Raw genomic sequence first — 26,048 nt, 5'->3', positions numbered from 1 at the left:
TTAAAATCCAATTTTAATACCTGTTAAAAAGATTCTTGGTTGAGGTGCTGTGAAATTGTCTATCCCTCGACTTATGTTTTGTCCGATGATGCCATCCAGAGGATCAAAGTAGCTTACGTCCGGATCGTACCCGGTATATCCTGTTATGGTGAATAGGTTCGTAGCTCCGACGTAAATACTCAGATTATCCAAGCCCATGTTACTCAGTGCGGTTTGATCAAAGTTATAAGTGATGGTTATATTCTTCAGCCGGATATAGCTTCCATCCTGAAGCCACCTGGTTGATGGGTTCGGATCAATCTGATCCGGATTTAAAACCGGGTTGGATACCTCATCTCCCGGTTGGTACCACCTGTCAACCTGATCTTCAGTCTGATTGATTAAAAGAATCCCACTGTTGGAAATGAATTCTCCGGTTGCGTTATAAATGTCAACCCCACTGACGAATTGGAACATGGCAGATGCTTCCCAGTTTTTGTAAGTCAGGGAGTTTGTTATCCCTCCAAATAGCTGAGGGTTAGGATCTCCAATGGGTTTCCTCAGGTCAAGTGACCAATCCGTCGTGCCTTCTGGTGTCCCATCGTCATAGAGTGCCTGACCCGTGCTTGGATCTACTCCAAGATATTCCACGAGATAAAATACACCAGCTGAATGGCCTTTTAAAAAGGCGTTTGTTCCCACAATTGCTTGCTCTCCAGCAAGATCTGTGATCGTGTTAGTATTGGTAGAAATGTTAAAGTCGGTTGTCCAGACTAATCCATTTTGATCAATATTGGTTGAGCTAATCAAAAACTCAAATCCTTTGTTTTCCATCGAGCCAACATTGTCAATGATCGAGCTTTGTCCAGAGGTTTGAGAAACCGGAACCGGGAAAAGTAAATCTTCAGTCTTTTTGATGTAATAATCTACGGAACCAGAAATTCTATTATTAGCGAACGCAAAATCTAATCCTACATTAAACTGAGAGGTTGTTTCCCATTTTAATTCCGGATTTTCCAGGTTCACTATTTCAATGCCGTCTTCATCATCGTATTGAGAAATGATGTAATTCAAACGATATAAGAAATCATCTGTAGGAGTGTTCCCCACTAGCCCATAACTAGTTCTCAATTTCAAAGAGCTAAATGAATTGGAGCTGAAGAAGTCTTCGTTGTGAATATTCCATCCTGCTGAAACCGCAGGAAAGTAACCAAACCTATTTTCCTCACTAAACTTTGAGCTTCCATCCACCCTTCCGCTTACTTCAAATGAGTACTTATTGTCTATAGAATAACCTACCCTGGTATAGGCTGATAAAAATGAATTGGCCGCTCCTGGAATTGGATTTTCTGGAATGGTTGTTCCTGCCTGAGATTCTAAAGTGGAGATGCTATTGACAAGTCCTCTTATATATCTGAAATCTGCTTTTGAATCCTGATAAGAACCTCCTAAAACGACTGATAGGTCATCCTTATCATAGGTAAACCAACCATTAAACACGTGGTTCTTAATGTCAGACGTTTCAATCTGAGAGAGACCTGTGCCTTCCCCGTCGAGAGTCTCGGGCCCTTGCCTTCTTTCCACTCTTCCATCGCTGTAATCAATCCCTCCATTTACATCAAAACTTAAATCACTAGTCAGTTGATATTTCAATCCCAGACTTCCAATAATTGAATTATTGGTGGCATCATAATCCGAAAAGTTTATTTCAGTTAATGGGTTATAAAGCAAGCTGAAAGTATTCAATTTGTAATTATTTGAAGGATCATATGTGTCTGATGGTGGCAGAGCAATCGCTTGCATTGGGCTACCAAGATCCTGATCATCATTCAACCGATCATCATCTGTATAGATATAATTCAAATTCAAATTTGCTGAAAGCTTTGAACTGATTTTGCTGTTTAGAGTAAGCGTTCCATTCAAGCGGTCAAACTTGTTGCCCACTAAAAATCCTTCCTGTGTGGTATAACCCAAAGAAGCGAAGTACCCTAACGACTCTGTACCGCCCTGAAAATCTACATTGGCTCTATGAGATGGAGCCGATCTAAAAACCTCCTCTTGCCAGTCTGTATTCTGACCATTATTAAGCCCAAGATATGCTGCAGGTAAGGTTATTGAACTGTTGTTCGGAAAGTTTATAACCAACTCACTTGGATCAGTTACACCCTGAAATGACTCTTCCCACATTTCCAGGTTTTCTTTAGTGATGAATTGAGACAAGCCAAGAATTGGATTCCTTAATGTGCTTTCAATAAACATCTGGTTGAATTGAGAAGGGGACATCAAGTCCAGCGTTTTTGGAGTTTGGCTTAAACCGAATTGGTAATCGACGTTTACTTTTAAACCGCCAGTGTTTCCACTTTTGGTTGTAATGATTACTACACCGTTAGCAGCTCGAGTTCCATAAATGGCTGTTGCAGCGGCATCTTTCAAAATTTCAATCGATTCAATGTTGCTAGGATTAATATTGGATTGGTTGCCAGAAACAAGAGGAACTCCATCTACTACATAAAGTGGTTGATTAGAAGCCGTCAATGATGAGCCTCCCCGTATTCTTACGGTTGTTCCCTGACCCAACTTACCGCTTGAGTTTTGAACAAACAAACCGGCGGTAACTCCTTGATTTGCCTGCTCAAGATTAATAAGAGGAGCTGGGCTTACATCTGCTTGATTAATGCTGGAGACACTACTTGTAAGTTCATCCCTGCTTTGAGAACCTATTCCCATATTGATGGTGCCGAGCGATTTCATTTTCACATCAATATTCGTTCGTCCATTTACATAAACACTATGGACCTGAAACCCTTCTGCGCTTATGATTAATGTTTCAAACTGATAATCAAGATCTATAGTAAATTCTCCGTTTTCGTCGGTGTAAACAGTTGTTACTGCTCCATCAACTTTGATTGTAGCGCCAGCAATACCCTGATTGTTTTGGTCAGTCACTTTTCCACGCACCGTGATTTGTGCGAATGATGAAAATACCAATAGCAAGGAAGCCAGGCAGGTTAGTGTTAGTTTCATGTCTTTTGGTGTGGTAGTTGATTATCCTTTAAAAATAGGCAGATTACTTTTTAGCTGAACTAAAAAAGGGCAGGAATCGATGATTCTGCCCTTTGATTCGATTTTTAAATGAATTTCTATTCGTATCTCAGCGATTCTACCGGGTTTTTAATGGCTGTTGCGAATATTCTTGCAGAAGCAAAAATCACTGCAACTAAAACAAGAATGAAGAATGGCAAAAAGTAAGTGATTAGTGTTCCTGGCTGATAAATATCAAAGATTGAGCCCATGAGTAAATCTAGCGAAAAGTATGCCCCAAGAGCACCCATTGCAGAAGCTATCATCAGCAGCCAGAAAAACTGCTGATTCATCATTACAATGATGTTGCGAATAGATGCCCCTAATACTTTTCTTACCCCTATCTCTTTGATTCGTTTTATGATATTCAGTGAAACCAACGTATATAACCCGATCAAAGAAAGCACCAAAGAAATAAATGCCATGAACTCAAAAATGAGCATGATATTGGTGTTCACTTCATTTGCCGACTCAACCTCACTGTCATATTCTGCATTAAATGGCTTGTTTGGAGCTACCTTAAACCACTCCGCTTGCAATTGATCGTATAGCTCTACTGGGTTCTTGTTACTCTTTACCATTAAGTAGTACAACTTGTTTGGATCAGCCATTCGGATACCGGTTGGTTCAATATCATTGAAAAAGCCTTCATCATAAAAATCATTCACAACTCCAATGACACTCAGGCGTGTGGTGTCATCGATCTGTACTACTTGGCCTACAGGATCTGTCCATCCAAATTCTTTGACCAATTGCTCGTTCACTACGATTGAGTTTATGCGATCGTGCTCGCGCATGTTGTCATCAAAGAATCTCCCCTCGATTATTTCTAAATTCATGAGATCAAAATATTCGGTTGTGAAATCCATCATTTCTGTTTCGAGCTCGGCTTGCCCGGATTTAAGTGTTCTTGTATAGCTCCAATCCCCTATTCTATTGTAGGTAGCAGCCAATTTCTCTATTCCAGAAACCTGCTCCACCACAGGCCTGAAATTTTTATATTCTGCATGACTGTCGAAACCAATAGAAAGCAGAGGTTCTTTATTAAATCCTAAATCATAATTAGACTGGAACTCCGCATTATTATAAAATGCATAAGCTGAAACAAGTGACATGGTGGTCAGAAGGTATTGCATCCCCAATAGTCCTCTTGAAAGCCGGCTACTACCGCCGATGCGTAAATTCCCACGAAGAATTTTTACTGGTTGATACTTGCTGATGTACAGAGAAGGGTAAGCTCCTGCAATCAGCGCAGTTGCCAATAACAATCCGGCTAAAAAAAGATAAATCTCCGGATCAGAGGCGAGGTTCAACTCGATATCAATGAAACGCCATAGTGAGCTATAGGTTGGAACCAAAATATCCGCGATGGCAAGTCCAACCAAAAGCGCGGCAAAACAGAGAATTATGTTTTCACCCATGAACTGAAAGATCAGTTGCCTTCTTTGGCTACCCATGACCTTCCTGAGTCCAATTTCTTTCAATCGTTTGCTGGAAATGGCAATGGATGTATTGGTAAAGTTGAAGCAGGCAATGAGTAAGATCATGATGGCCATGATACCAGGACCAATAATTGCTGAAGATGGGGGTGCCTCATTTAGCCAGTTTGAACGGATCTTATCAGAATTTCGCGCCAGAGTCGTCAGCGGCTCAAGATAATAGCCTGCCAACTGAAAATTGTCACGTGCTTTGTTTTGAACCTCGATACAATTCTGATTAACATAATCAAGCAGATTCTGGGGAAATTGCCCTTCCGTCATCACAAAGGTGGCTGCATTGAAATATTCCCACGAATCATTCTTAAAATCACGCAGCTTTAAGTAGTTATCGTAATGTGTGATTGCGCTAAACGTCATGGAAGAATTTCGAGGAATATCTTTCAATACTCCTCCGACACGCATCGAAACTTCTTTATCCCCTAAGTCTATTAATGTGATCATTTTACCTGTAGGGTCTCCCTCTCCGAAATATATCTCCGCCATTTTTTCCGTTAGAATCACATTGCTTTTGTCTTTGAAAGCTTCTTTACTGCCATATTTAAAGGGGAACGAAAACATTTCAAAATAGTCATCCTCAGCATATCCAATATGCTGCTTCAAAACTTTATCTTCCTTCTTAAAGATCAACCACATGGACTCATATCGGGAGTATTTGGTAATCCCTGGAATTTTTTCTTTAATCTGCTCCCCAAGACCAATTGGTGTAATCCCATATTTTATCTGCTCTCCCTGAACTGATTTGTATGAGTGTATCTTATAGATCTTATCATGATTAAGGTGGTTATGATCAAAAGTTGCATCATACTTCCAGTTTAGATAACCCACGATACAGCAGGCTAAGGAGAGTCCCAACCCTATTAGATTGATCAGAACGTAGCTTTTGTTTTTTTGAAAATTGCGGAAGGTGATCTTTAGAAAATTACGAAACATGGCTAGGTTTTTTGCTTTGGCGTGAAAACACCAACAAATGTGCCACTGGAGGTATGTCATTGGACATCAGCAAGTTAGGATTTGGTTAGGATTATAAGCTGTTCGAAAATGAACCACTTAATCGGACACAATGAAAATAAAAAGGGCAGGAATCGATGATTCTGCCCTTTGATTCGATTTTGAATGGATTTCTATTCGTATCTCAGTGATTCTACGGGGTTTTTAATAGCCGTTCTGAATATTCGACTTGATGCAATAAATACTGCAATAGCCATAAGGGATATAAATGGTACAACAACCGTGAACACACTTATAGCCTGGTAAACCGCAAAGATTGATCCCATCAATGCGTCTATCGCAACATATGAAAGTGCAGCTCCAATAAATGCAAAGACCATGAGCAACCAGAAAAATTGCTTATTCATTAAAACAAGAATTTGGTTGATGGAAGCACCAAGTACTTTTCTTACACCAATTTCTTTTACACGTTTAATGATGTTTAGAGAGACAAGCGTATACAATCCAATTGAAGAAAGAATTAACGCAAGCGCTCCGAGGAACTTAAACATGGTAGATATATTGGTGTTGACTAAATCTGTTCCTGCAAGCTCTTCATCCATGTAAGAACCGTTGAACGGCGTATAAGGAGCTATCTCATACCACTTAGACTCCATCAATGCACGAAATGCGGTTGGGTTCATTTCGCTTTTAATCACAACGAAATTCATCTCCTCTTTATCAGCAAGCCTAAAAGCACACGGCTCTACAGGATCGAAGAACCCATACATGTAAAAATCTTCAATGACACCCACTACCGTAAGCCTGGTGCTGTCATCCACCTGCACAACTTTGCCTATTGGTTTCTCCCAACCAAATTCTTTAACTAACGCCTCGTTCATGATGATGGATTTCTCCTTATCAAATTCATACAAGTCTTTTTCAAAGTACCTGCCATCTTTAATGGTCAGGTTCATAAGGTTTTTATAATCAAGGCTAAAATTCATCATATCGGATTCCACTTCCTGTTCACCAGCTCTTAACGTTCTTCCATACGTCCACCATCCGATGTGATGCGTAGTGCCTGTCATTTGTGCTATTTCCGGCATTTGACTGATCAGGTTGGAGAATCGATCATATTCCGATTTATTTTCTAAACGGACTCCAAGTATATTCTCCTTTTCAAATCCCACATCCAGATTGGATTGGTAGTCCGCATTATTAGAAAATGCCAGGGCAGAAATCAGCGCAATAATGGTTAGCAAATATTGCATGCCCAAAAGAGTTTTTGAAAACCAATTGGTGCCCCCAAGTGTGAGACTTCCGCGTAGAATATTTACTGGCTGATAAGCACTGATATATAAGGAAGGGTAGCCACCAGCAATCAGTGAGGTTAATGTCAATAGTCCAATAAGGAAAAGATATATTTCACTATCATTCACCAGGTTTAATTCCAGCGTGATGAAGTCCCACATTGCACTGTATGCGGGCACCAGAAAGTATGCAAAGCCCAATGCTATAAACATGGAAAGGAATGATAGTATCAGGTTTTCTCCCAAGAATTGAAAAATCAATTGCTTACGATCACTCCCCATTACTTTTCTAATGCCTATTTCCTTCAAACGTTTGCTTGAAATAGCGATGCTTGTATTGGTAAAGTTGAAGCAGGCAATCAACAGCATAAGGAAGGCCATAATCATTGGAACTACGACAGCAGGAGGTGGTGGTGGCTCGCTTAGCCAATTGGCACGGATGGATTCTGCCACGCTTCCAAGATTGGTTAGCTGAACAGCATAATAATTGCCTATCTTGAAATCGTCACGTGCTTTATTTTGAACCTCCACATAATTTGTGTTCATATCCTCAATGAGGTTTTGAGGAAAGCCGGAATCAGTCATCACAAATGTCGCGGCTACAAACTGCTTCCAATCATTATTCTCAACTTCTCGAATTCTTATGTAATTATCAAAATGTGTAAGCGCACCAAATCTTACAGAAGAGTTCTGCGGTATTTGCTCAAAGACACCTCCGACTGTCAGAGGATATTGTTTCCCTTCTTCCGTAATTATGGTGATAATTTCACCTGTGGGATCTACGTCTTCGCCAAAATAGGTATTCGAAGTATAGTTACTCAGAATGATTTTACTGCGATCGAAGAATGCAGACTCATTCCCATACTTCAATGGAAATGTAAACATCTCTAGAAAATCATCCTCCGCAAAAGCAATTCCTTGATTAAATACCTTAAGTTCTTTCTTAAGAACCAGTCCTGTTTCGATATATCTTGATGTATGAGTTACTCCAGTGACCTTGTCTTGAATAACGGCTCCTAATGCCAATGGTGTAATCCCATAGGGCACATTCCGATCCTGAACCTCCTTGTTGATCTGAATTTTATAAATACGTTCATGATTCACATGGTTTTTATCATAGTCGGCTGCAAACTTCCAGTTGAGGTAACCCACAATACAGCAGGCCAATGAAAGTCCTAATCCTATCAGATTTATGAAAACATATGATTTGTTTTTCCTGAAATTCCGGAAAGTGATTTTGAAGAAGTTCTTGAACATATCCTCTGAGTTAGTTGGGTTCTTAAATAGCGCCATGCACGTGCCAAATCACCTAAACTGATTGATTTTCAGTGGTTTATGTATTACTCAAATCAGCAGTTTGTACGAATTCGCAGCATTATTGAACACTTTTTATGTGCTCTTACCTTATAATAGATTCAAAAAACTATCAGAGGTTGCTTTCAGGTAAAAGAAAACGCCCACCAGATTAGAAGAAACTGAAGCGGAAGACGCAAAGCCAACACCCAAATCATCTTCTTTTTACGGTAACCTTTCATGAAGTGATAGATGTTTGCAGGATATACGGCAATTAGAAGAGCCACGATTCCCCAGGCAGCAAGCGATGTGAATGTAGGTATTAAAAGAAGTACACCTAAGATGATTTCTGCCAGGCCACTTATCCAATTGATCCATTTGGGATACGGCAATATTGGCGGAATGATGCTTTCATAGAATCGAGGCATCAAGAAATGATTGACACCTGCGATGACATATAGGATTGCCATAATCCAAAGGTTTATTGTTTCAATTGTCATAATGAGTAGGGTCATTCTGAATTTATTTCAGAATCTTTTCCGAAAAGTACGTAGATCCTGAAACAAGTTCAGGATGACCAAAAATATATTGGTCGTATTTGTTAATATATTTGATAAACATCAAATTCAACCCATTTAACCTATGTACAGAATTCTCACCCTCCTTTTCATTTTATTTATTGCCTGCACCCCTGAAACTTCAAACCCGGAAGTTGAAAAATGGGAAGCACAAGCCGAAAATATCACCATCATCCGAGACGATTTTGGTGTTCCACATATATATGGAAAGACCGATGCAGATGCCATTTTTGGTTTGCTTTATGCACAATGTGAAGATGACTTTAGAAGGGTTGAGCGAAACTTCACCTGGGCAATTGGCAGGCTTGCCGAAGATGAAGGTGAGGAAGCACTTTACAGCGATCTGCGCTCTCGACTATTCATGACCGAAGAAGAGGCTAAAGAAAATTATGCCAGCACGCCTGATTGGCTCAAAGATCTTTGTCAGGCCTGGGCTGATGGAATCAATTATTATTTAGAAACACATCCTGAGGTTCAACCAAAGGTTATCAAAAAATATGAGCCTTGGATGACCATGTATTTTACCGAAGGATCGATCGGGGGAGATATCGAGCGTGTGTCAACTCGGAAGATCAAGGCGTTTTATGAGAGTATGTCCCCCTCTGGAGGGGGCGAAGGGGGAGGTTTTCAACAAGTTTCACTTAATTCTGAGGACTATGTCCTTGAAGAACCACAAGGATCTAATGGTTTTGCCATTTCCGGCGATCTAACCGAGTCAGGAAATGCGATGCTGCTTATTAATCCACACACTTCATTTTATTTCAGAGGTGAAGTTCATGTAATCAGTGAAGAAGGCCTTAATGCCTATGGAGCAGTAACATGGGGACAATTCTTTGTCTACCAGGGGTTCAATGAAAATACCGGATGGATGCATACCTCCACCTACACAGATGTAATTGATGAATTCAAAGAAACGATCATCGAAAAAGAAGATGGCTTGTATTATCAATATGGTGAAGAAGAACGGCAGGTAGAAATGAAGGAAGTCACACTCAAATACAAAGACGGTAATGAACTGAAAGAAAAAACATTCCCAATCTACCGAACACATCATGGACCAATCACTCATACGGTAGATGATCAATGGACTGCCACTGCTCTGATGTGGGAGCCGGTAAAAGCTTTAGAGCAGTCATACACACGTACAAAAAAGAAAAACCTGGAAGAATTTCATGACATGATGAATATCAGAACCAATTCTTCCAATAACACAGTTTTTGCTGATTCTGAAGGGAATATTGCCTATTACCATGGAAACTTCATACCCATTAGGAATACAGAGTTTGATTATTCACAGCCGGTAAATGGCAGCAATCCAGCTACCGATTGGCAGGGTCTTCATGAGGTAGATGATGCAATTACCGTTTTTAATCCATCGAACGGATGGATACAGAATTGTAATTCCACTCCTTTCACTTCAGCCGCAGAAAACAGCCCTAAAAAGGAGAATTATTCGCGGTACATGTACAATGCACCAGAAAATTTTAGAGGTGTAAATGCAATCAGGTTGTTATCCGAAATTAGTAGCATCGACCTGGATGGGTTGATCAGCCTTGGTTATAATCCTTATCTCCCGGCATTTGAAAAAGTAGTACCCGGTCTGGTTGAGGCTTATGATGCTTTGGGAGATGAGTCTTTAAATGAGGAAATTGATCTACTAAGAAATTGGGATTTTGAGACAAGTGCAGAATCTAAAGCCATGAGTTTGGCCCATTTTTATGGTATGCTGCTCTATCGTCATGGCGAAATTCCTAATAATTTGAGTGGAGTAGAGCGTTTCGAATATTTTGGAACTGATATGCCAATGGGAGAAAGAATTGGGATATTTCAATTAGCCCTTGAGGAAATGAAGGAACGCTACGGAAAAACAATTATTCCATGGGGTGAGATCAATCGCTTTCAGCGTATTTCTGGTACAATAGATGCCACTTTTGATGACGATGCTCCAAGTATACCGGTAGGGTTTACGACTGCTAGATGGGGGCATCTGGCAGCCTATGGAATGAGGGGCAACCATGATGTGAAAAAAATCTACGGCACAAGAGGAAACAGCTTTGTTGCCGCCGTTGAATTTGGTGAAAAAGTGCGGGCTAAAACAATTCTTGCTGGAGGACAAAGTAGCGATCCAAACTCACCACATTTTAATGATCAGGCACAAATGTATGCTAACGGTCAATTCAAGGATGCAGCCTACTATCGAGAAGACGTTGAAGCTAGAGCAGAAGAAACGTATAAGCCAGGAAAAAGATAAGAAATATGAAGGTGAGAAATAACTAATAGACACATAACGTGCTATGAACTACTAAAGATGACGGTTCGTCTAAAATGAAATTGAAATACGACAGGATTACTTAGTTTAACCATACAGAAACAATCATCAAACCATCATGAACAACGAAAAAACCTTTCCTTCTCGCGCCAAAATGCTAAAAGCGACCAAAATAGAAATTTTCAGTTCACTCTCTGAGAAATTTGGTTCCGCTTACGGAATTCCTCAGAATGATGCTACCAAAGATCATACGATGAATTTTCAACTAGACCGGCTATTTACAATTATGCATGATAATTGAGTTCAGAGAATAAAAAAACCAGGGGGGTGCCCTGGTTTTGATTTGATAAATAAAGTCTGAAATTATGCCTCTGACCAGTTTTTAGCCATCGCATACATTTGGTCAAATAGGTGATTGACAACCGGAATCATTTCTGCTTTTAATTCCTCTGGTAATTGAGTTACCAGTTCTTCAATTTCATCATCACTAATTCCAGTTGAATGATTTTCTTCTGTTTCCTGATGCATTTTACCAAAATAATCCAATTGGTCATAAAGGTCTGCTCGCTTTAATGCCGGGTGAATGACTTCCTTGAATTTATCAAATGTGATTTCCAAAACTTCAATCATAAGCATACGAGCCACAGGATCGGTATATTGTTTTATGTACCTTGAAAAGGTATATATCGTGTCACGTACTGCCATTGATTCGTCAGTCCATACTTTCGAAATCAAATCAACGGATGAATCATTCTTGAATTCGCCACTCATAAAAGCAAGGTCGTTTAAGTACCATTCCCAATGATTAGAATCTTCATCACTGTGTGTATTTACGCTTTTTTCTAAATCATTGGTTGGATTTTCGTATCGCACCAATTGCATAAGGTCCTTGAACCCCATCACGAAGAATAGCATTTTAGGAACAAAGTTCAATTGCTTTCTAATTTCCAAGTTCTTTCCAAGCTTTTGATGCAAGGGGCTATTAGCAAATTTTTCAGCCCCAAGCTTAAATTCTTCTAAGAGCTTAAAGTTTAAATCAACTTCTTGTTGTTTTTCAATTGTTTTTTGAATGTGAGTAATCATAGCTAACTGTTTTAATGTTAAAAAATAAAATACGTTATAAGAGAATATATAAATAAACTCTATGATAACGCTGTTTGTTATTTATTATTGAAAATAATTTTGAATTACGTGTTTATCACCAGGTAATCCTAAATGTGCAGCGTTCTCCTCCTTCTCTTCGCGTTTCTTTGGTGGTATCTAATTGCACTTTAAGGAAAGAGCCTTCAGGCTTAAATTTTCTCGCAACTTGAACAATGAGGCCTTCTTCGAATTTACTAGGATAGGGGGTGTGACAAACAAGCAATGCTTCTTGATTTGCATCATCAAACCTCACAAGCTCATAATGACCTATTCCTTCAGTCATTTGTCCGGTATTTGGATCAAACATAGGCTTTCCATTCTTTCTATGATTCATATGATATGCTATGTCTATTGACTTTAATGCACTTTCGAGCCCATCCATTGGAGGAAATTTTGCGCCCTCCATTAGCTCTTTGCCTATCATAAAAAGATTCATTTCACCAATGGTATCAGCGATTTCTTTCATTGCATCCAGCAACGATTGTAAATCATTCCAAGCACCCTCTTGGGTATTCAATCCATACTTGTCAATGATCTCCTTCTTTCGTTGCTTACTCAATGTTCCAAGTGCTACGATAGGTAACTCATTACCTCCGGCTTCAATGCCGGACTCAAAGGTTTTATATTCAGCCATATTATAGTTTTTTGCCCAAAAAATACGGCATGATTTTCAGTAATACAAAATAACTGAAACCATTATTTATCGCTTATCAAATGATAACGGCCTGGAGCAATAATACCATTCGGATCAAGGTGTTTTTTAATATTTTCTTTAAGTGTAATGAGGGGATCATTCACATTTGATAAGTAAGGAATCATGTTTTCAATATCCAGTCGATAAGGATATATGCCTTCTTTCTTAAGCTCCTCGTAAAGACCTGATGCCCAGTTTCCGGCAAGATTTATTTCATCTTTATTATTTCTATCAAAATAAATTCGAGCAAAGACTTCTAGTGCATAATTATCTAATCCAATGATAGAAATGACCGGATCAAATTTGGTGCCTTTTGAAAACCCATAGATCAAGTCGATGATTTCCGCTCCTGATTGAGCAAATGGAATAACAGGTAAAACACACCTGAAACCTGGCAGCATTTTATGCATATCTATATCAGGATTATCAGTAGGTAAGTCAACTCCAAACGCTTTTGCTGTTGAAATCAGTGAATGATCGTTGGGAATACCACTGTATCGACTAATTCTTACTTGCACGGGTGCTGGAGTTGTGGAATGATTTTCATTCGATGGATACTTTTTGAGATCAGCTTTTCCTCCTAATTCTTTTGTAATGACAAAATCCTTTGCTTCAAGGATTTCATCCGTTCCGTAAATTGCAAACCAACAAATCCAATTACCCTCATTCTCCTTCTGGCTTTCAAACAACTCGAATATTTTTGGATCATTCTGACTATCTATTTCTAAAGTGTTTCCAACAACTCCATTTCTAACTAAGTTGGAAAAAGAGTGTAGAAAATCACCCAAGTCGTTTTTTGAAATAGTCCCTAAATAAAGATTAAAAGCTTGCTTTGGTAGCAAATTGATAACTGCTTCAGTGACAATACCCATATTTGATTGTGTAAAAAGATGCGTCAAATCAGGGCCTAAACCATACTTGTAAAATGAGCCTTTTGACTTGTTTGGAAATGACCCAAATCCTGTTGTGAATTCATCGCCAACACCATTCATTACTGTGAGTTCGCGAATGTCATTCGCTCTCTGCCCATTCTTTCCACTTCCTCTATCAATGGAGTTACCAAGTATTGAGGAATGCGCATCACTACCCGTAACATTTAATATTAACTGAGGGTGATGTTCTTGCAGGTATTTGGCAAGTTGAATTTGTGTAACTCCTGGCTGAATTCTGGCATATGCTAATGACTCATTTACTTCAATTATTTTGTTCAGCTTTTTTAAGTCAATGATGTCAGCATCGACAATAGGTAATTTTGACCCTAAACCCCAATTATGACCTGTGGAAATTGGGTAGACGGGAGTTCCTTTTTGATTGGCTGACAGAATGATCTCCTTAAGTTCTTGGATCGAGGAAGGGTTCCAGATTTTATTAATTTTTCGAATGGGAAACTCAGTCACATTGAGCGAGTACTCTGATGGTATGTTCATATAGCTTGGTTGAAATATTAAAGATAATGTTTTGAGTTTTTAAAACAACTTATTACATAAAATGGTATTGCACTATTTATATCCGAATCAGCGTTCTTACGTAAATTAGAGGAGGGATATGTCTCTACTTCCATAAAAATTCCAATATGAAGCGGCTTAAAGCACTTTCGTTTTTATTTATCATTTTATTACTGGTGAGCTGTAGTAATGAAACAGAGCTTATTCCAATCTCTGAAATGCATACTTATGATGTCATTCAGACTCAGGTTTGGGACACACAATGTGTAAGTTGTCACACTTCCGGCTCCACATTCGCAAGACAATCTGATCTTGTTTTAACGACAGGTGAATCCTATGATCAACTGGTAGGTAGACCCCCAAATAATAAAGCAGCTCTAGAGGATGGACTTGAGCTATTGGGAACTGAAGGTTTGCCAAGTTTATTTAAAAGTTTCTTGTGGGAAAAACTAAATGCCAATGATCTTGAGCACTTCTATTCAGATCATCCGTTGTATGGAGCCATTATGCCATTAGGTGCTGATTTTTTAACCAACGGCGAGTTAGAGTTTATTAGAGAATGGATCATAAACGGGGCACCTAAGACCGGCCAAGTGGCAGATGTTGCACTCCTTGACGATGAGACAAGATTTGAGGCCTTGCCTTTTGAACTGCTTGCAGAACCTGAAAGCGGATTTCAATTCCACTTGGGCCCATTTGAAATTGAGCCACAAACAGATCGCGAGTTTTTCTATTATGAACCGCCAGTCTCTGATGAGGATATCTACATCAATCAAATCGAAATAACAATGAGACAGGGTAGTCATCATTTTATTTTTTATGCCTTTGAAGATGCCATTCCTTCTGTTGCTATTCCGGAACCATTGGTCATTCGAGATTTATACGATGAAAACCAGCAGCCAATTACAAAAAATCTTATCCCTCTTTTATATCATGAATTCATTGCGGGTACCCAGTGGCCAAGAATGAACTATCATTATCCTGAAGGGGTGGCGCTAAAGTTTGATGCTGGAAAAGGGTTAGACTTAAATGCACATTATGCAAACAGAACTGATGATGTGATGATTGGTGAAGTATACGGGAATTTACACACCATTCCATCCTCAGAAGTGGAGCATGTGGCAGAAATTCTCAACCTAAACAACCAAAATTTTACACTTCCGGCAGGAAAAGTAACAACCATTAACAAAGATTATTTTTTCAATGAACGAATAAATATTTTCCAGCTTTTCTCTCATGCACACGAGCACATGACTGAATTTAAAGTATATCATGTCGGTGGACCAAGGGACGGTGAACTCATCTATATTTCCTATGATTGGGAGCACCCACCAATCTTGGAGTTCGACCCGCCCCATGTATTGGAACCAGGCGAAGCGTTAAGACTGGAAGCAACCTATGATAATTGGGAAAATAGAGATCTCAAATTCGGTTTGAGAAGCAGCGACGAAATGATGATTTTGTTCGGTGCGTATTATGTAGATTAACCTAAGAAAATATGAAAACCTTCGTTGCAATTTTTACAATCCTCTCCAGCCTTGCAGGATGGTCTCAATCACTCATTGGTGCCTGGCAATGGACAGAAACTGATGATAATGGAAGAGAGATAAAAGCTGTTGTGACTTTTACAGACGGCTTTCAAAGTGTTGCCTGGTTTGATGCTGAGACTGGAGCATTCATCGAAACAAATGGCGGAAGTTGGGCACTTGATGGAAACACCATGACAGAGGTACCAGAGTTTCATACCAGAGACACGTCCATGATTGGAAAGTCCGCTTCATTCGAAATTGAATTTGATGGAAATGACAAACTGCGAAAAGTAGGGCAAGAAACCTGGGCTACCCGTGTAGACGCTGGGGAGCCTGGAGACCTTGCTGGTGCCTGGTTAATGTCAGGGAGGAAACGGAATGGAGAGATCCAGGAAAGAGATACCAGCAGACCAAGAAAAACCATGAAGATCCTTTCTGGGACCAGATTTCAATGGATTGCTTACAATACAGAAACCAAGCAGTTCATGGGAACGGGTGGTGGAACCTACTCTACAGTAAATGGAAAGTACACGGAGAATATTGAGTTCTTTTCAAGGGACGATAGTCGTGTAGGTGCTAGCCTGGAATTCACTTATGAGCTCAAAGACGGCAAGTGGCACCACTCAGGTAAAAGCAGTAAGGGAGATCCCTTATATGAGATTTGGAGTGTGAGGAATTAGTGGTTTTGTTAATCGGGTTATTAGTTGATTTTCAATAGAAAATAATCTCATCCTCTACCTTAATCTTCCCCTTCTCAAGTGCCAGTGTATTCACTCCGAAAATGACTTCTTTTCCTTCTCTTCGATAAGTTGCAAGTGTCCTCAATGGCTCTGCCCCTTTTTTCCCTGTTTCCTGATCGATGGTCGTAAAGACACAACGCTTACATGGGTGGGTGACGTGGAATTTCACATTTCCAATTTGAATGTCCTTCCAATGATCCTCTTCATACGGCTCACTCCCTTCTACCACTATGTTTGGTCGGAACCTGCTCATCGGTAGATCCTCATCCATTCGTGAATTGAGATCATCAAGGGAAGCTTGACCAATGATCAGGTATGGATAGGCATCCGCAAAACTTACATTTTCTCCTTTGATTGCACGTTCTGCACTAACGGGTCTTGATGCGTTTTCAGGCATGTAAACCAGCTTGCATGGCTCACCAGCTATTTTTGAGAACCACTCATTGATAATTGATGGGGCTTGAATTGCTCTCACTTGATCATCCCAAACCATGACCTCAACATAATTTCCATTATCCAAAGTCAAAGGGATTTCTAAATCAGATAACCCTTTATGAGAAACCTTGATCTTCTTATCGCTCAACGTAAGGGCTATTTGAGAAAGTTGTGGGTGAGTGCGTTGAGTGATCCCAATATCATCCTTGTTTACCAGCATCCATCTACGATCATTTTTAAATCCGCGCTCTAATACCTCTGCTTCATTTAATGAAATACCTGCTAGAGATTTTATCGGGTATATAAAGATGCCTGATACTTTCATTTTAGAAAGTTAAACATGATAAAAGAAATCACTTTAGCCGAAAACTGTTGAGCATTCCCTGCCCATACTTTTTGAAATCTTCAAAAGCGCTCTCTTCTGCTGTAAATGTGATGACGTATACTTTCTGGTTACGAAAACGGTAATGCTGTATCAATTTCAGTTTCATCCCATTGATTTCTCCACTATATGCCATCTTGTGGAGCTCAAGGCTTCCAGACTTTAGTCGCTTACTTTGGGTGATTTCCACATTATCCACTCGGTCTACTATCTGCTCTTGAGAAAGTTGGATATAGCTATCCAAATTGAGATTGGTGCCTTCCAGGTCATGTATGACAAGGTTTACATACTCGTTGAACTCATCCTGATCATCCGTTTTAGGTGCAAGAATAAATAAGGAAGCTCCCATTTTATTTTCAGTTACACTCCATGATTCAGGATATTTTATGGAGTATTCATCCGTGATAAATTTTCCAGTAAGATCCTGTCCATGAAGCTGAAATGAAATCAGCAATACACTTATAATCAGAGCTGCATTCATTTTTTTGTCCAATTGTCTCTTAAAGTAATGGTTCGATTGAATACCAATTGATCAGGCGCTGAGTCCTCATCAACTCTGAAATAACCTATCCGCTCAAACTGCATCTGATCTCCAACTTTGGCATCCTTTAGAGATGGTTCAACCACTGCATTTTTGTTGATGCTTAGAGAATCGGGATTTAAGTGATTTTTGAAATCATCTTCAATGGTATTTAGGTTTTCCGTTTTGAAAAGACGATCATATTCACGCACCTCAACATTTACAGCATTTGGAACAGAAACCCATCCAAGTGTTCCCTTTACTTTTTTGCCACTGGTGTCCTGACCGCTACGAGTATCTGGATCATACTCCGCATAGAGTTCTTCAATACTTCCATCATTTGCTTTTTTGAAACCTGTGCATTTAATGATGTAGGCAAATTTCAACCTTACTTCTCGGTCTGGTCCCAAACGGTACCACTTCTTTGGGCTTGGAGGATCTTCAAGGAAATCAGTCTGGTCTACATAAACCTCTCGTGTAAAGGGCATTTCTCTGGTACCTGCTGACTCATCTCCGGGATTATTTACACCAGTCATCATCTCTACTTTATCTTCCGGCCAATTAGTGATGATCACCTTCAAAGGATTCATGATGCCAAATACGCGATTTGTATTCGCATTCAAATCTTCTCTAACTGCATGCTCCAGCACCGCAATATCTGTGATTCCATTTCGTCGTGCCACACCTATGGTGTCCGCAAATTTTCTGATTGATGCAGGAGTAAACCCTCTCCTTCGAATGCCAGATATTGTAGGCATACGCGGATCGTCCCAACCACTGACATGACCAAGCTCTACCAATTCCCTAAGGTTCCTTTTACTCACTATGGTATAGCTGAGGTTAAGTCGGGCAAACTCCGTCTGTTTGGATGGAAATATTTCTAGCTCTTCAATCAGCCATTCATACAGCGGTCTATGCACCTCAAATTCCAGTGTGCATAGTGAATGCGTCACTTTTTCAATTGAGTCAGACTGACCGTGAGCAAAGTCATAAGTAGGATAAATGCACCATTGATAGCCTGTTCGATGATGAGGTACCTGCTTGATCCTATAGAGAATTGGATCTCTCATGTGCATGTTTGGAGAACTCATATTGATCTTTGCGCGAAGTACCTTTTCCCCATTTTTAAATTCACCTGCCCGCATTCGAGCAAAAAGATCAAGATTTTCCTCTATCGATCTATTTCTAAACGGACTATGCGTTCCATTTTTTGTTGGAGTGCCTTTTATTTCATTGAACTCATCTTGAGAGAGATCACATACATAAGCCTTCTCCTTTTTGATCAGCCTGACAGCCATCTCATAGAGTTGCTCAAAATAATCTGATGCATAGAATTCACGATCTTCCCAATCAAATCCAAGCCATTTAATATTTGATTTGATAGAGTCAACATATTCTGTTTCTTCTTTTTCCGGATTTGTATCATCAAAGCGTAGATTACACTTTCCTCCATACTTTTCAGCCAGTCCAAAATTTAGGCAGATGGACTTGGCGTGACCGATGTGAAGATATCCGTTTGGTTCTGGTGGAAAACGAGTGACGATCGAATCATGTTTTCCTTCCTGCAGATCCTTCTCGATCATCTGTTCAATAAAATTCAGCGATACCACGCCGGATGATTTTTTAGCCTCCTCCATTCAAAAAAATTTTGGCGCAAAGCTAGGATGAATCGAGGTAATCTCTCAATCCATTTTCGCATGAATTGAGAGATCTGCTACAAAATCAATTCCCAATAACCCACATTTATCCATCGATCAAACTTATATCCGACTTCTTTGAATTCTCCGATTTTCTGAAATCCAAGTTTTTCATGCAAAGTGCAACTGGCTTCATTTGGTAATGCCATGCCGCCGATAATTGCATGATATCCAAAATCCTTAAGTTCTTTCATGAGTCGATAGTAAAGTGGCATCCCAAGACCCTTGCCCCCATGATCTTTGTTTAGATAGATGGATGATTCTGCGGTTTTAGCATAAGCAACTCTTGGCTTCCATTGAGAGGCATATGCGTATCCAATTACCTGGTCTTCCAATTCTGTTACCAACCAGGGAAGTTTGAAATCAACTTGAACTCTTCGAATCCTGTTAATCATTTCTTCAGTCGAAATAGTAGTCATTTCGAAAGTAGCATGAGAATATTCAATGTAGTGATTGTATATATCTACAATAGCTTTTGCATCATCGGGAACAGCTGAGCGAATCATGATTGAAAACTTAAATCAATGAAATTAGTTGATAATTTAAATGAATATAAAAATTTCTACACTTGTCGGTGCTGATTTAAATCAAGTGAAGGAGGGGTTTACTGAAGATCTGTTTCTAAAGCTTAATCCACCATTCCCACCAGTTGAGCTCCTTCGATTCGATGGTTGTAAGAAAAACGATGTGGTTGCTTTAGAACTTAATTTCTTTGTTTTCAAGCAGTATTGGATCAGCCTAATTACAAAAGATTTCTCTAATGAGAATGAATGGTATTTTGTAGATAAAGGTGTGAAACTTCCCTTCTTTCTAAAAAGATGGAAGCATCATCACGGCGTTAAATCATCTGAGAAGGGAGCTTTGATTGTTGATGATATTACCTACAGCACTGGAATAATTATATCAGACTTGTTGATTTATCCATTACTCTACTTCCAATTTCTATATCGGAAACCCTTCTATAAAAAGATATTTAGATAGCTCAATTATATTTTCTTCCATTCAGGAATTGTCCGATAAAAGTAGCTCTCACCATATAGTGATAGGTAACATAGCATAAGGTGGTAGTTCCTGTTAATACAAGAGCAAATTTTAATCCTACATGAATGTTTAAATCACCAATAAGTGCTGGAATAATTAATGTAAACGGCAAATGAACCAGGTATACCCAGTATGAAGAATCAGAAAGATATCTACCAAAGTCGGAATGAGTATTAAAATACCTCAAAAAAAGACCCATAAACCCAAAAACAAAACACCAACATATGATAGTGTTTAATCCTCCGTAAATGATGTCATCTATATGATCCGAAAAAATGAACTTCAAGGTGAACAATGCAGTAGCAAAGAGCAAAAAGGGTCGATCATACTTCATGAAAACTCCTAATATATTCTTTGACTTAAATAACACCCAGCCAAATAGATAAAACACAGAATAGAAAATGATAATCTTGATATTTGGCATAAAGGTTAATGGAGTAGATGCCCAATAATCCCACATCCACACGAGTAGAATAAATATCACTATGCTTAACAAGCAAATAAAAAGTAGCTGTCTTTCGAGAAGCCACTTGAATGACTTGTTTATTACTGAATTTATGTGTGAAGTATGCCTTAGTAAAGTTGCGACTAATACTGTAGTTGCTGTAATCATGATTAAATAATATAAAAACCAAAGATGATAGGTGATATTTGGAAACCACCTGAAAGGAATATCAGCAAACGCTTCCAACTCAAATGAGTCTATCATAAACTCGTAAGAATGGTAAATCACAGGGTGTAGTATTAGCAGAAAAATTACAAAAGGGAGTACAATGCGTTTTAATCGTTGTTTAATCATGACACGAGGAGACCTTTCATAGAAAAGCATTGCGCCAAAAAACCCACTTATCAGAAAAAAGGTGGGCATTCTGAAAATATGAATCATTGCAGATAGATATGTGAAAAAATGGCTGGTGGAATTTGGGTCTTTGGGCCACAATAAGTCAACTCCAATAGAATATGTTTCTGATGAGTGAAGCACGATACCTAACAACATCATGATGGCACGTAAAGCATCTAGAGAGTGTATTCTTTTTGAGTTACTAATATTGGTCATGTTGTAATATTTTGTCTAATGACAATGTTCTCTTCCATTGGTTTCAATAAGGAATGAAAACTAAAAATAAGATTTATTGCTCTCTGGACATACCCCTTCTGCTAATCTCACATTTAGATTAGTTTGGGTACTTTAGAAGATATGAAAATCTTAAAGTTTATCATTCCAGTTCTTGTTTTCGGTGGGTGTAACAAGCCTCGAGAACAGCAGCCAATCTTAATTGATCCTGTTGCTCCCGAACAATCCTTCAATGCTGCCTTCCTCATGATCGATGGTGTCTATAATTCGGAGCTCATGGCACCTTATGATATTTTTCAGCATACGATCTTTCACACAGAAGGAGGAATAAAAGTATTTACTGTCTCACAAACCATGGATACGGTTACCACTTTTGAGGGGCTTAGGATACTGCCCGATTATTCGTTTGATAGTGAAGATTTACCCGAAATCGACATCCTAGTGGTTCCGAGTGCTGAACACAACATGGACTCAGATCTGGAGAATGAACCATTGATCAATTGGGTTTCAAAAGTTGGAAACAAAGCAGACTATGTAATGTCACTTTGTGATGGAGCTTTTGTTTTGGCCAAGGCTGGCTTGGTAGATGGTAAAGAGTCAACAACCTTTCCAACTGACATTGACCGATATCGAAAAACTTTTCCCTTGTTGACTGTTCATGAAGGGGTCACATTTGTTCATCATGACAACCTTTTAACTTCTGCAGGAGGAGCTAAATCATACGATGTTGCTCTGTACCTTGTCCATCATCTATATGGTGATGATGTGGCAAAAGGTGTAGGAAGGGGATTAGTCATTGATTGGGATATCAACGATTATTCTTTTGTAAGAGTAGAATAACTGCCCAGACACAAGGTTTTTTTACAACGACTCAACCGTATTTATTTCTCACGGGTCTTAGCATAAATTTTATTATGAAAAGACTACTCCTTCTTAGTATTCCAATACTAATTCTAATTGGTTGCAGTGAAACAGAATGTGCACGTGCCTCATGTCTAGCGCCACCATCAGGCACGTTCAATAGGTCTGAATACAATATTGCCATCTATGAGGTTATGACTGAAGGGGATGAAAGAATCACGATCGATTCTGTATCAATAAATGGCAGCCTAATGGTAAAAGATTTCTATACATGGATTGCAATCGAAAATCCTGATCAGGTAACCACTTTTACACTTTATTCTGGAGATACTCAATATGTGGCTAATGATATGCTTGCGGATATAACGGGTGATCTCAAAGGGTTCATTTTTGGATTTGTTAAAAACGGTGATTCAATTGTGATAGAAGGCGGAGAAGCTTCTGAAGACCTAATCAATGGCGTTTGCAATGACGTGATCCATTGTTAATCACCAATCAATGATCCTTTTGTCTCTTAGGAATTTTCCATTTGGGACATCCCTTTCAGTGGCCAACCAGACTGCTGTTTCGGCTCCTTTTGCTACAGGTCTGGCAGCTCCAGATCCACCCATGTCGGTACGCACCCAACCCGGACACATGGCATTTACTTTTACACTGGAGCCAAGCTTGCCATGAATAATTAGTGTAAGCGCATTTAGGGCGGTTTTCGAAATTCGGTAGGCCGGATGGTTGGATGTCAAATCATCAATTACCCCCATTTCACTTGAAATGTTGATGATTCTGCCATCTTCTGATTTTTCTAATAATTGTGCCAGTTCCTGAATCAGGAGCCAAGGACCATAAACATTAGTATCGATAGTCTTCCGAACAACCTCAAGATCAATGTTGAGTACGTCTGTGCCATCACTAATCATTATCGCTGCGTTATTGATCAACACATCCAGTTCACCTACCTCTTCCTTGTATTTATAAACAAAGGCCTTGATGTTCTCCTGATTCGAAACATCCAATTCCCTGAATTTAGCTCCAACTTCAAGAGCTGCCTCTTCACCTTTCTCAATGGATCTGGCCGTCAAAACAACATCATGACCCAATTCAACAAGTTGTCTGCATATCTCTTTACCTATCCCCCTGTTTCCTCCGGTGACAATTATTGTTTTTCTCATCTCAAAAGTTTAAAAGCATGTGACCATTTGTTGTTCTTAAATCCTGGAATGCACCAAAGCATACAAAGTGGTTCAATGGCTCTTGCAGCTTCTGCTGTCCCCATGTCTTCGGTTTCCCAACCAAATTGATCTAGTATAGTTTTGACTTCATTTTTTGCGGATTCATCATTACCAGCAATAAACATCGAGGGCTTCATGCCTCCTGCCAGAATCGGATGCACCATTAAATGAGCACCGACTGAATTGAAGCATTTTACAAATTGGGCCTTGGGATATGAGTCCTGAAGGTCTTCCATTAGCGATCTGTTGATCTCTGTGAAAAACTGAAGGACGCCATTTACTGGCCCTGCTTTTTCATCAATCGGATTGGTAGCGTCCAAGATTGGTTTATCATTTATTCCTGTACCAGTCATCTTCAGAACATCAGCTGCTGCATGTCCTTTTACTGCCAATACCAGTACCTCCCCAAATTCTGCGGCGGCTTCAAAAGTCCCTGTACTGCCATTTTTCCCAGCTTCTTTGAGCCAGTCAGCTAGTTTACTTTCATCACGAGTTCCAATTTTTACTTGATACCCATTCTCAATAAATCCATCGGCCAGAGTGCGTCCAACAACCCCTGAACCTAAAATTCCAATTTTCTTCATGCTAGATTAGTGTTTTATTTGCCAAAAATTTGTGTAGATGCGCACCATTGAAGTTAAGGATAAAAAGTCAGCAAAGGAATTTTTACAGTTCCCAGTTAGGTTATACAAAGACGAAAAAAATTGGATTCGTCCGCTCGACAAAGACGTAGAAGGAGTATTTGATCCGAATGTTAACAAATACTTTCGCCATGGGGAATGTACACGATGGATTCTAGTTAATGATGAAGGTCATACCATTGGAAGAATTGCTGCTTTCATCAACAAAAAAACCATGGATAAGGATAATGATCAGTCAACAGGCGGAGTAGGTTTTTTTGAGTGCATCAATGATCAGGATGCTGCTAACCTGTTATTAGACACAGGAAAAAAATGGCTGGAGGAAAAAGGAATGGGGGCCATGGATGGCCCAATTAATTTTGGAGATCGAGATAAATGGTGGGGACTTCTCATCGACGGGTTTGACCGTCCTCCTAATTATCAATGCAACTACAATTTTTCATATTATCAGCAACTTTTTGAGAACTATGGATTCCAGGTTTATTTCAAGCAATTCACCTTCGGAAGGGAAGTCATGGATCCACTAAGTGATCGGCTGTATGAAAAGGCGGCTGTCGCACAGGCTGATAAGGACTATACATTCAAGCATATTGAAAAGAAGCATCTAAAAAAATACGCTGAGGATTTCAGGACCATTTACAATGATGCGTGGGCGAGACATCCGGGTGTAGCAGAAATGTCTTCTGTCCAAGCCAATGCCATTATTAAAAAGATGAAACCAATCATGGATGAGAAGATCATGTGGTTTGGTTATCACAAGGATCAACCCGTTGGTTTTTACATCAATATTCCTGAATTAAATCAGGTTTTCAAACATGTAAATGGGAAGTTGGATCTAATCGGAAAACTCAAGTTTCTCTATCATAAATTGATGAAAACCAATAAAAAAATGATTGGTTTGGTATTTGGTATATCGCCAGAACATCAGGGTAAAGGGGTAGATGGGGCACTAATATTGGCTATCCGTGATGTGGTCCAGGAAACCTACACCAGGTATGAGCAACTTGAAATGAATTGGATTGGTGATTTTAATCCAAAGATGATTAAGGTGGTAGAGCAAGTTGGAGGTGATGTTGTGAAAACTCACCATACCTATCGTTATCTGTTTGATCGAACAAAAGAGTTTAAGCGCATGCCTATTAAGACTTAGATCTTGTCTTCTTCTTTTGCTTATAAAACTCTTTATCGGCAATGTAAATCACTTTTTCAATTTCGCAGAAAAGCGTTCCTTCTTTGCTTTTTAAATGAACAGATTTAAAAAGTTCAATCTCATGTTTCTGCGATACTTCTGATTTGAGATCCTCAATTTCCTCCTCTGAAAACTCGAAGACTGTGTACGCATCGGCGTTGGCTGGTCGCTTGAATTTTATGGTGGAAGATTTATCCCAAACCACATAATCTCTCCCCAATATTTGTATGAGTTGTACCATATATAAAGGGTCGGTAGCGGCAAAAAGGCTGCCACCGAAAATGGTTCCAACGTAGTTTTTATTCTTATAAGAAATTGGAATTTTCACATCTATCCGTAAGAAGTCTGGAGTCACACGTGTGATTTTTCCTGTGGTTCTCCGATACATAGGAGAAAGATTAAAAAACCATTTAAAGAGTTTATGGCCATACTTACTAAAGTATTTATTTGATATACGTGAAAGAAATTGATACATATTGACAAGTTAAACT

The 26,048-nt window shown here is 39.3% G+C and carries 23 protein-coding genes; 8 read left to right on the top strand and 15 right to left on the bottom strand.

Going from position 1 to position 26,048, the window contains the following annotated elements; genetic code table 11:
- The 4 genes from ACOMC3_RS18055 to ACOMC3_RS18040 form a co-directional block, all read right to left on the bottom strand.
- Window positions 1-3,003: a SusC/RagA family TonB-linked outer membrane protein gene (locus ACOMC3_RS18055; protein ID WP_420317290.1), complete on the bottom strand. Its 3,003-nt coding sequence runs from the start codon at window positions 3,001-3,003 to the stop codon at window positions 1-3.
- Window positions 3,004-3,119: 116 nt separating this feature from the next.
- Window positions 3,120-5,489, bottom strand: coding sequence for an ABC transporter permease (locus ACOMC3_RS18050; RefSeq protein ID WP_420317289.1), 2,370 nt, complete (start codon window positions 5,487-5,489; stop codon window positions 3,120-3,122).
- A 191-nt stretch (window positions 5,490-5,680) separates the two neighbouring features.
- Window positions 5,681-8,092: an FtsX-like permease family protein gene (locus ACOMC3_RS18045; RefSeq protein WP_420317288.1), complete on the bottom strand. Its 2,412-nt coding sequence runs from the start codon at window positions 8,090-8,092 to the stop codon at window positions 5,681-5,683.
- Between the two features lie 146 nt (window positions 8,093-8,238).
- Entirely contained in the window at window positions 8,239-8,562 is a 324-nt protein-coding gene (locus tag ACOMC3_RS18040; protein ID WP_420317287.1) for a DoxX family membrane protein, read from the bottom strand.
- A gap of 172 nt (window positions 8,563-8,734) precedes the next feature.
- Here ACOMC3_RS18040 and ACOMC3_RS18035 point away from each other — a divergent pair, with 172 nt between their 5' ends.
- Window positions 8,735-10,921: an acylase gene (locus tag ACOMC3_RS18035; RefSeq protein ID WP_420317286.1), complete on the top strand. Its 2,187-nt coding sequence runs from the start codon at window positions 8,735-8,737 to the stop codon at window positions 10,919-10,921.
- 136 nt (window positions 10,922-11,057) lie between these two features.
- Window positions 11,058-11,240 carry a hypothetical protein gene (locus tag ACOMC3_RS18030; protein WP_420317285.1) on the top strand — a complete coding sequence of 61 codons (183 nt, stop codon included), beginning with the start codon at window positions 11,058-11,060 and terminating at the stop codon, window positions 11,238-11,240.
- Between the two features lie 62 nt (window positions 11,241-11,302).
- Here the strand turns inward: ACOMC3_RS18030 and ACOMC3_RS18025 are convergent, their stop codons facing one another.
- From ACOMC3_RS18025 to ACOMC3_RS18015, 3 genes are all read right to left on the bottom strand, one after another.
- Window positions 11,303-12,022 carry a hypothetical protein gene (locus tag ACOMC3_RS18025; RefSeq protein WP_420317284.1) on the bottom strand — a complete coding sequence of 240 codons (720 nt, stop codon included), beginning with the start codon at window positions 12,020-12,022 and terminating at the stop codon, window positions 11,303-11,305.
- A 115-nt stretch (window positions 12,023-12,137) separates the two neighbouring features.
- The gene (locus ACOMC3_RS18020; protein ID WP_420317283.1) at window positions 12,138-12,716 is read right to left on the bottom strand and encodes a hypothetical protein; all 579 of its coding nucleotides are present in this window, start codon (window positions 12,714-12,716) and stop codon (window positions 12,138-12,140) included.
- A gap of 62 nt (window positions 12,717-12,778) precedes the next feature.
- Window positions 12,779-14,203 (bottom strand): FAD-binding oxidoreductase, encoded by a 1,425-nt coding sequence (locus ACOMC3_RS18015; protein WP_420317282.1) that lies wholly within the window; start codon window positions 14,201-14,203, stop codon window positions 12,779-12,781.
- A 146-nt stretch (window positions 14,204-14,349) separates the two neighbouring features.
- On the opposite strand from ACOMC3_RS18015, the gene ACOMC3_RS18010 reads away from it, so the two are divergent.
- Together ACOMC3_RS18010 and ACOMC3_RS18005 are read left to right on the top strand one after the other, a co-directional pair.
- Complete coding sequence (locus ACOMC3_RS18010; RefSeq protein ID WP_420317281.1) at window positions 14,350-15,708, top strand: hypothetical protein; 1,359 nt, start codon at window positions 14,350-14,352, stop codon at window positions 15,706-15,708.
- 11 nt (window positions 15,709-15,719) lie between these two features.
- Window positions 15,720-16,430, top strand: a complete 711-nt coding sequence (locus ACOMC3_RS18005; RefSeq protein WP_420317280.1) for a membrane or secreted protein — start codon at window positions 15,720-15,722, stop codon at window positions 16,428-16,430.
- A gap of 31 nt (window positions 16,431-16,461) precedes the next feature.
- Here the strand turns inward: ACOMC3_RS18005 and ACOMC3_RS18000 are convergent, their stop codons facing one another.
- The 4 genes from ACOMC3_RS18000 to ACOMC3_RS17985 form a co-directional block, all read right to left on the bottom strand.
- On the bottom strand, window positions 16,462-17,250 hold the full coding sequence (locus tag ACOMC3_RS18000; RefSeq protein WP_420317279.1) for an MOSC domain-containing protein: 789 nt from the start codon (window positions 17,248-17,250) through the stop codon (window positions 16,462-16,464).
- Window positions 17,251-17,278: 28 nt separating this feature from the next.
- The gene (locus tag ACOMC3_RS17995; RefSeq protein ID WP_420317278.1) at window positions 17,279-17,788 is read right to left on the bottom strand and encodes a hypothetical protein; all 510 of its coding nucleotides are present in this window, start codon (window positions 17,786-17,788) and stop codon (window positions 17,279-17,281) included.
- Window positions 17,785-19,464, bottom strand: a complete 1,680-nt coding sequence (locus ACOMC3_RS17990; protein WP_420317277.1) for a glutamine--tRNA ligase/YqeY domain fusion protein — start codon at window positions 19,462-19,464, stop codon at window positions 17,785-17,787. The genes ACOMC3_RS17995 and ACOMC3_RS17990 overlap by 4 nt, the downstream gene beginning before the upstream one ends.
- A gap of 77 nt (window positions 19,465-19,541) precedes the next feature.
- The gene (locus ACOMC3_RS17985) at window positions 19,542-20,030 is read right to left on the bottom strand and encodes a GNAT family N-acetyltransferase (protein WP_420317276.1); all 489 of its coding nucleotides are present in this window, start codon (window positions 20,028-20,030) and stop codon (window positions 19,542-19,544) included.
- Between the two features lie 40 nt (window positions 20,031-20,070).
- Between ACOMC3_RS17985 and ACOMC3_RS17980 the strand changes: the two genes are divergently transcribed.
- Entirely contained in the window at window positions 20,071-20,505 is a 435-nt protein-coding gene (locus ACOMC3_RS17980; RefSeq protein WP_420317275.1) for an SRPBCC family protein, read from the top strand.
- 1 nt (window position 20,506) lies between these two features.
- Here ACOMC3_RS17980 and ACOMC3_RS17975 read toward each other — a convergent pair whose 3' ends face one another.
- A complete protein-coding gene (locus ACOMC3_RS17975; protein WP_420317274.1) occupies window positions 20,507-21,622 on the bottom strand; it encodes an acyltransferase family protein in 1,116 nt (371 codons plus the stop codon).
- 141 nt (window positions 21,623-21,763) lie between these two features.
- Here ACOMC3_RS17975 and ACOMC3_RS17970 point away from each other — a divergent pair, with 141 nt between their 5' ends.
- Together ACOMC3_RS17970 and ACOMC3_RS17965 are read left to right on the top strand one after the other, a co-directional pair.
- The gene (locus ACOMC3_RS17970; RefSeq protein ID WP_420317273.1) at window positions 21,764-22,480 is read left to right on the top strand and encodes a DJ-1/PfpI family protein; all 717 of its coding nucleotides are present in this window, start codon (window positions 21,764-21,766) and stop codon (window positions 22,478-22,480) included.
- A 74-nt stretch (window positions 22,481-22,554) separates the two neighbouring features.
- Window positions 22,555-22,989 carry a hypothetical protein gene (locus ACOMC3_RS17965; RefSeq protein ID WP_420317272.1) on the top strand — a complete coding sequence of 145 codons (435 nt, stop codon included), beginning with the start codon at window positions 22,555-22,557 and terminating at the stop codon, window positions 22,987-22,989.
- Here the strand turns inward: ACOMC3_RS17965 and ACOMC3_RS17960 are convergent, their stop codons facing one another.
- Complete coding sequence (locus ACOMC3_RS17960; RefSeq protein WP_420317271.1) at window positions 22,990-23,667, bottom strand: SDR family NAD(P)-dependent oxidoreductase; 678 nt, start codon at window positions 23,665-23,667, stop codon at window positions 22,990-22,992.
- Complete coding sequence (locus tag ACOMC3_RS17955) at window positions 23,664-24,311, bottom strand: NADPH-dependent F420 reductase (RefSeq protein ID WP_420317270.1); 648 nt, start codon at window positions 24,309-24,311, stop codon at window positions 23,664-23,666. The genes ACOMC3_RS17960 and ACOMC3_RS17955 overlap by 4 nt, the downstream gene beginning before the upstream one ends.
- A gap of 37 nt (window positions 24,312-24,348) precedes the next feature.
- Here ACOMC3_RS17955 and ACOMC3_RS17950 point away from each other — a divergent pair, with 37 nt between their 5' ends.
- Window positions 24,349-25,518 (top strand): hypothetical protein, encoded by a 1,170-nt coding sequence (locus tag ACOMC3_RS17950; RefSeq protein ID WP_420317269.1) that lies wholly within the window; start codon window positions 24,349-24,351, stop codon window positions 25,516-25,518.
- Here the strand turns inward: ACOMC3_RS17950 and ACOMC3_RS17945 are convergent.
- Window positions 25,508-26,032 carry a DUF4442 domain-containing protein gene (locus ACOMC3_RS17945; protein ID WP_420317268.1) on the bottom strand — a complete coding sequence of 175 codons (525 nt, stop codon included), beginning with the start codon at window positions 26,030-26,032 and terminating at the stop codon, window positions 25,508-25,510. The two genes, ACOMC3_RS17950 and ACOMC3_RS17945, sit on opposite strands and share 11 nt — an antisense overlap.
- Window positions 26,033-26,048: the final 16 nt, after the last annotated feature.

Origin of the sequence: Ekhidna sp., assembly GCF_965212185.1 — a bacterium.
Classification (GTDB): Bacteria; Bacteroidota; Bacteroidia; order Cytophagales; family Cyclobacteriaceae; genus Ekhidna.
Note: the sequence above shows the minus strand (reverse complement) of the source record. Positions and strands in the feature narration are given on the sequence as shown.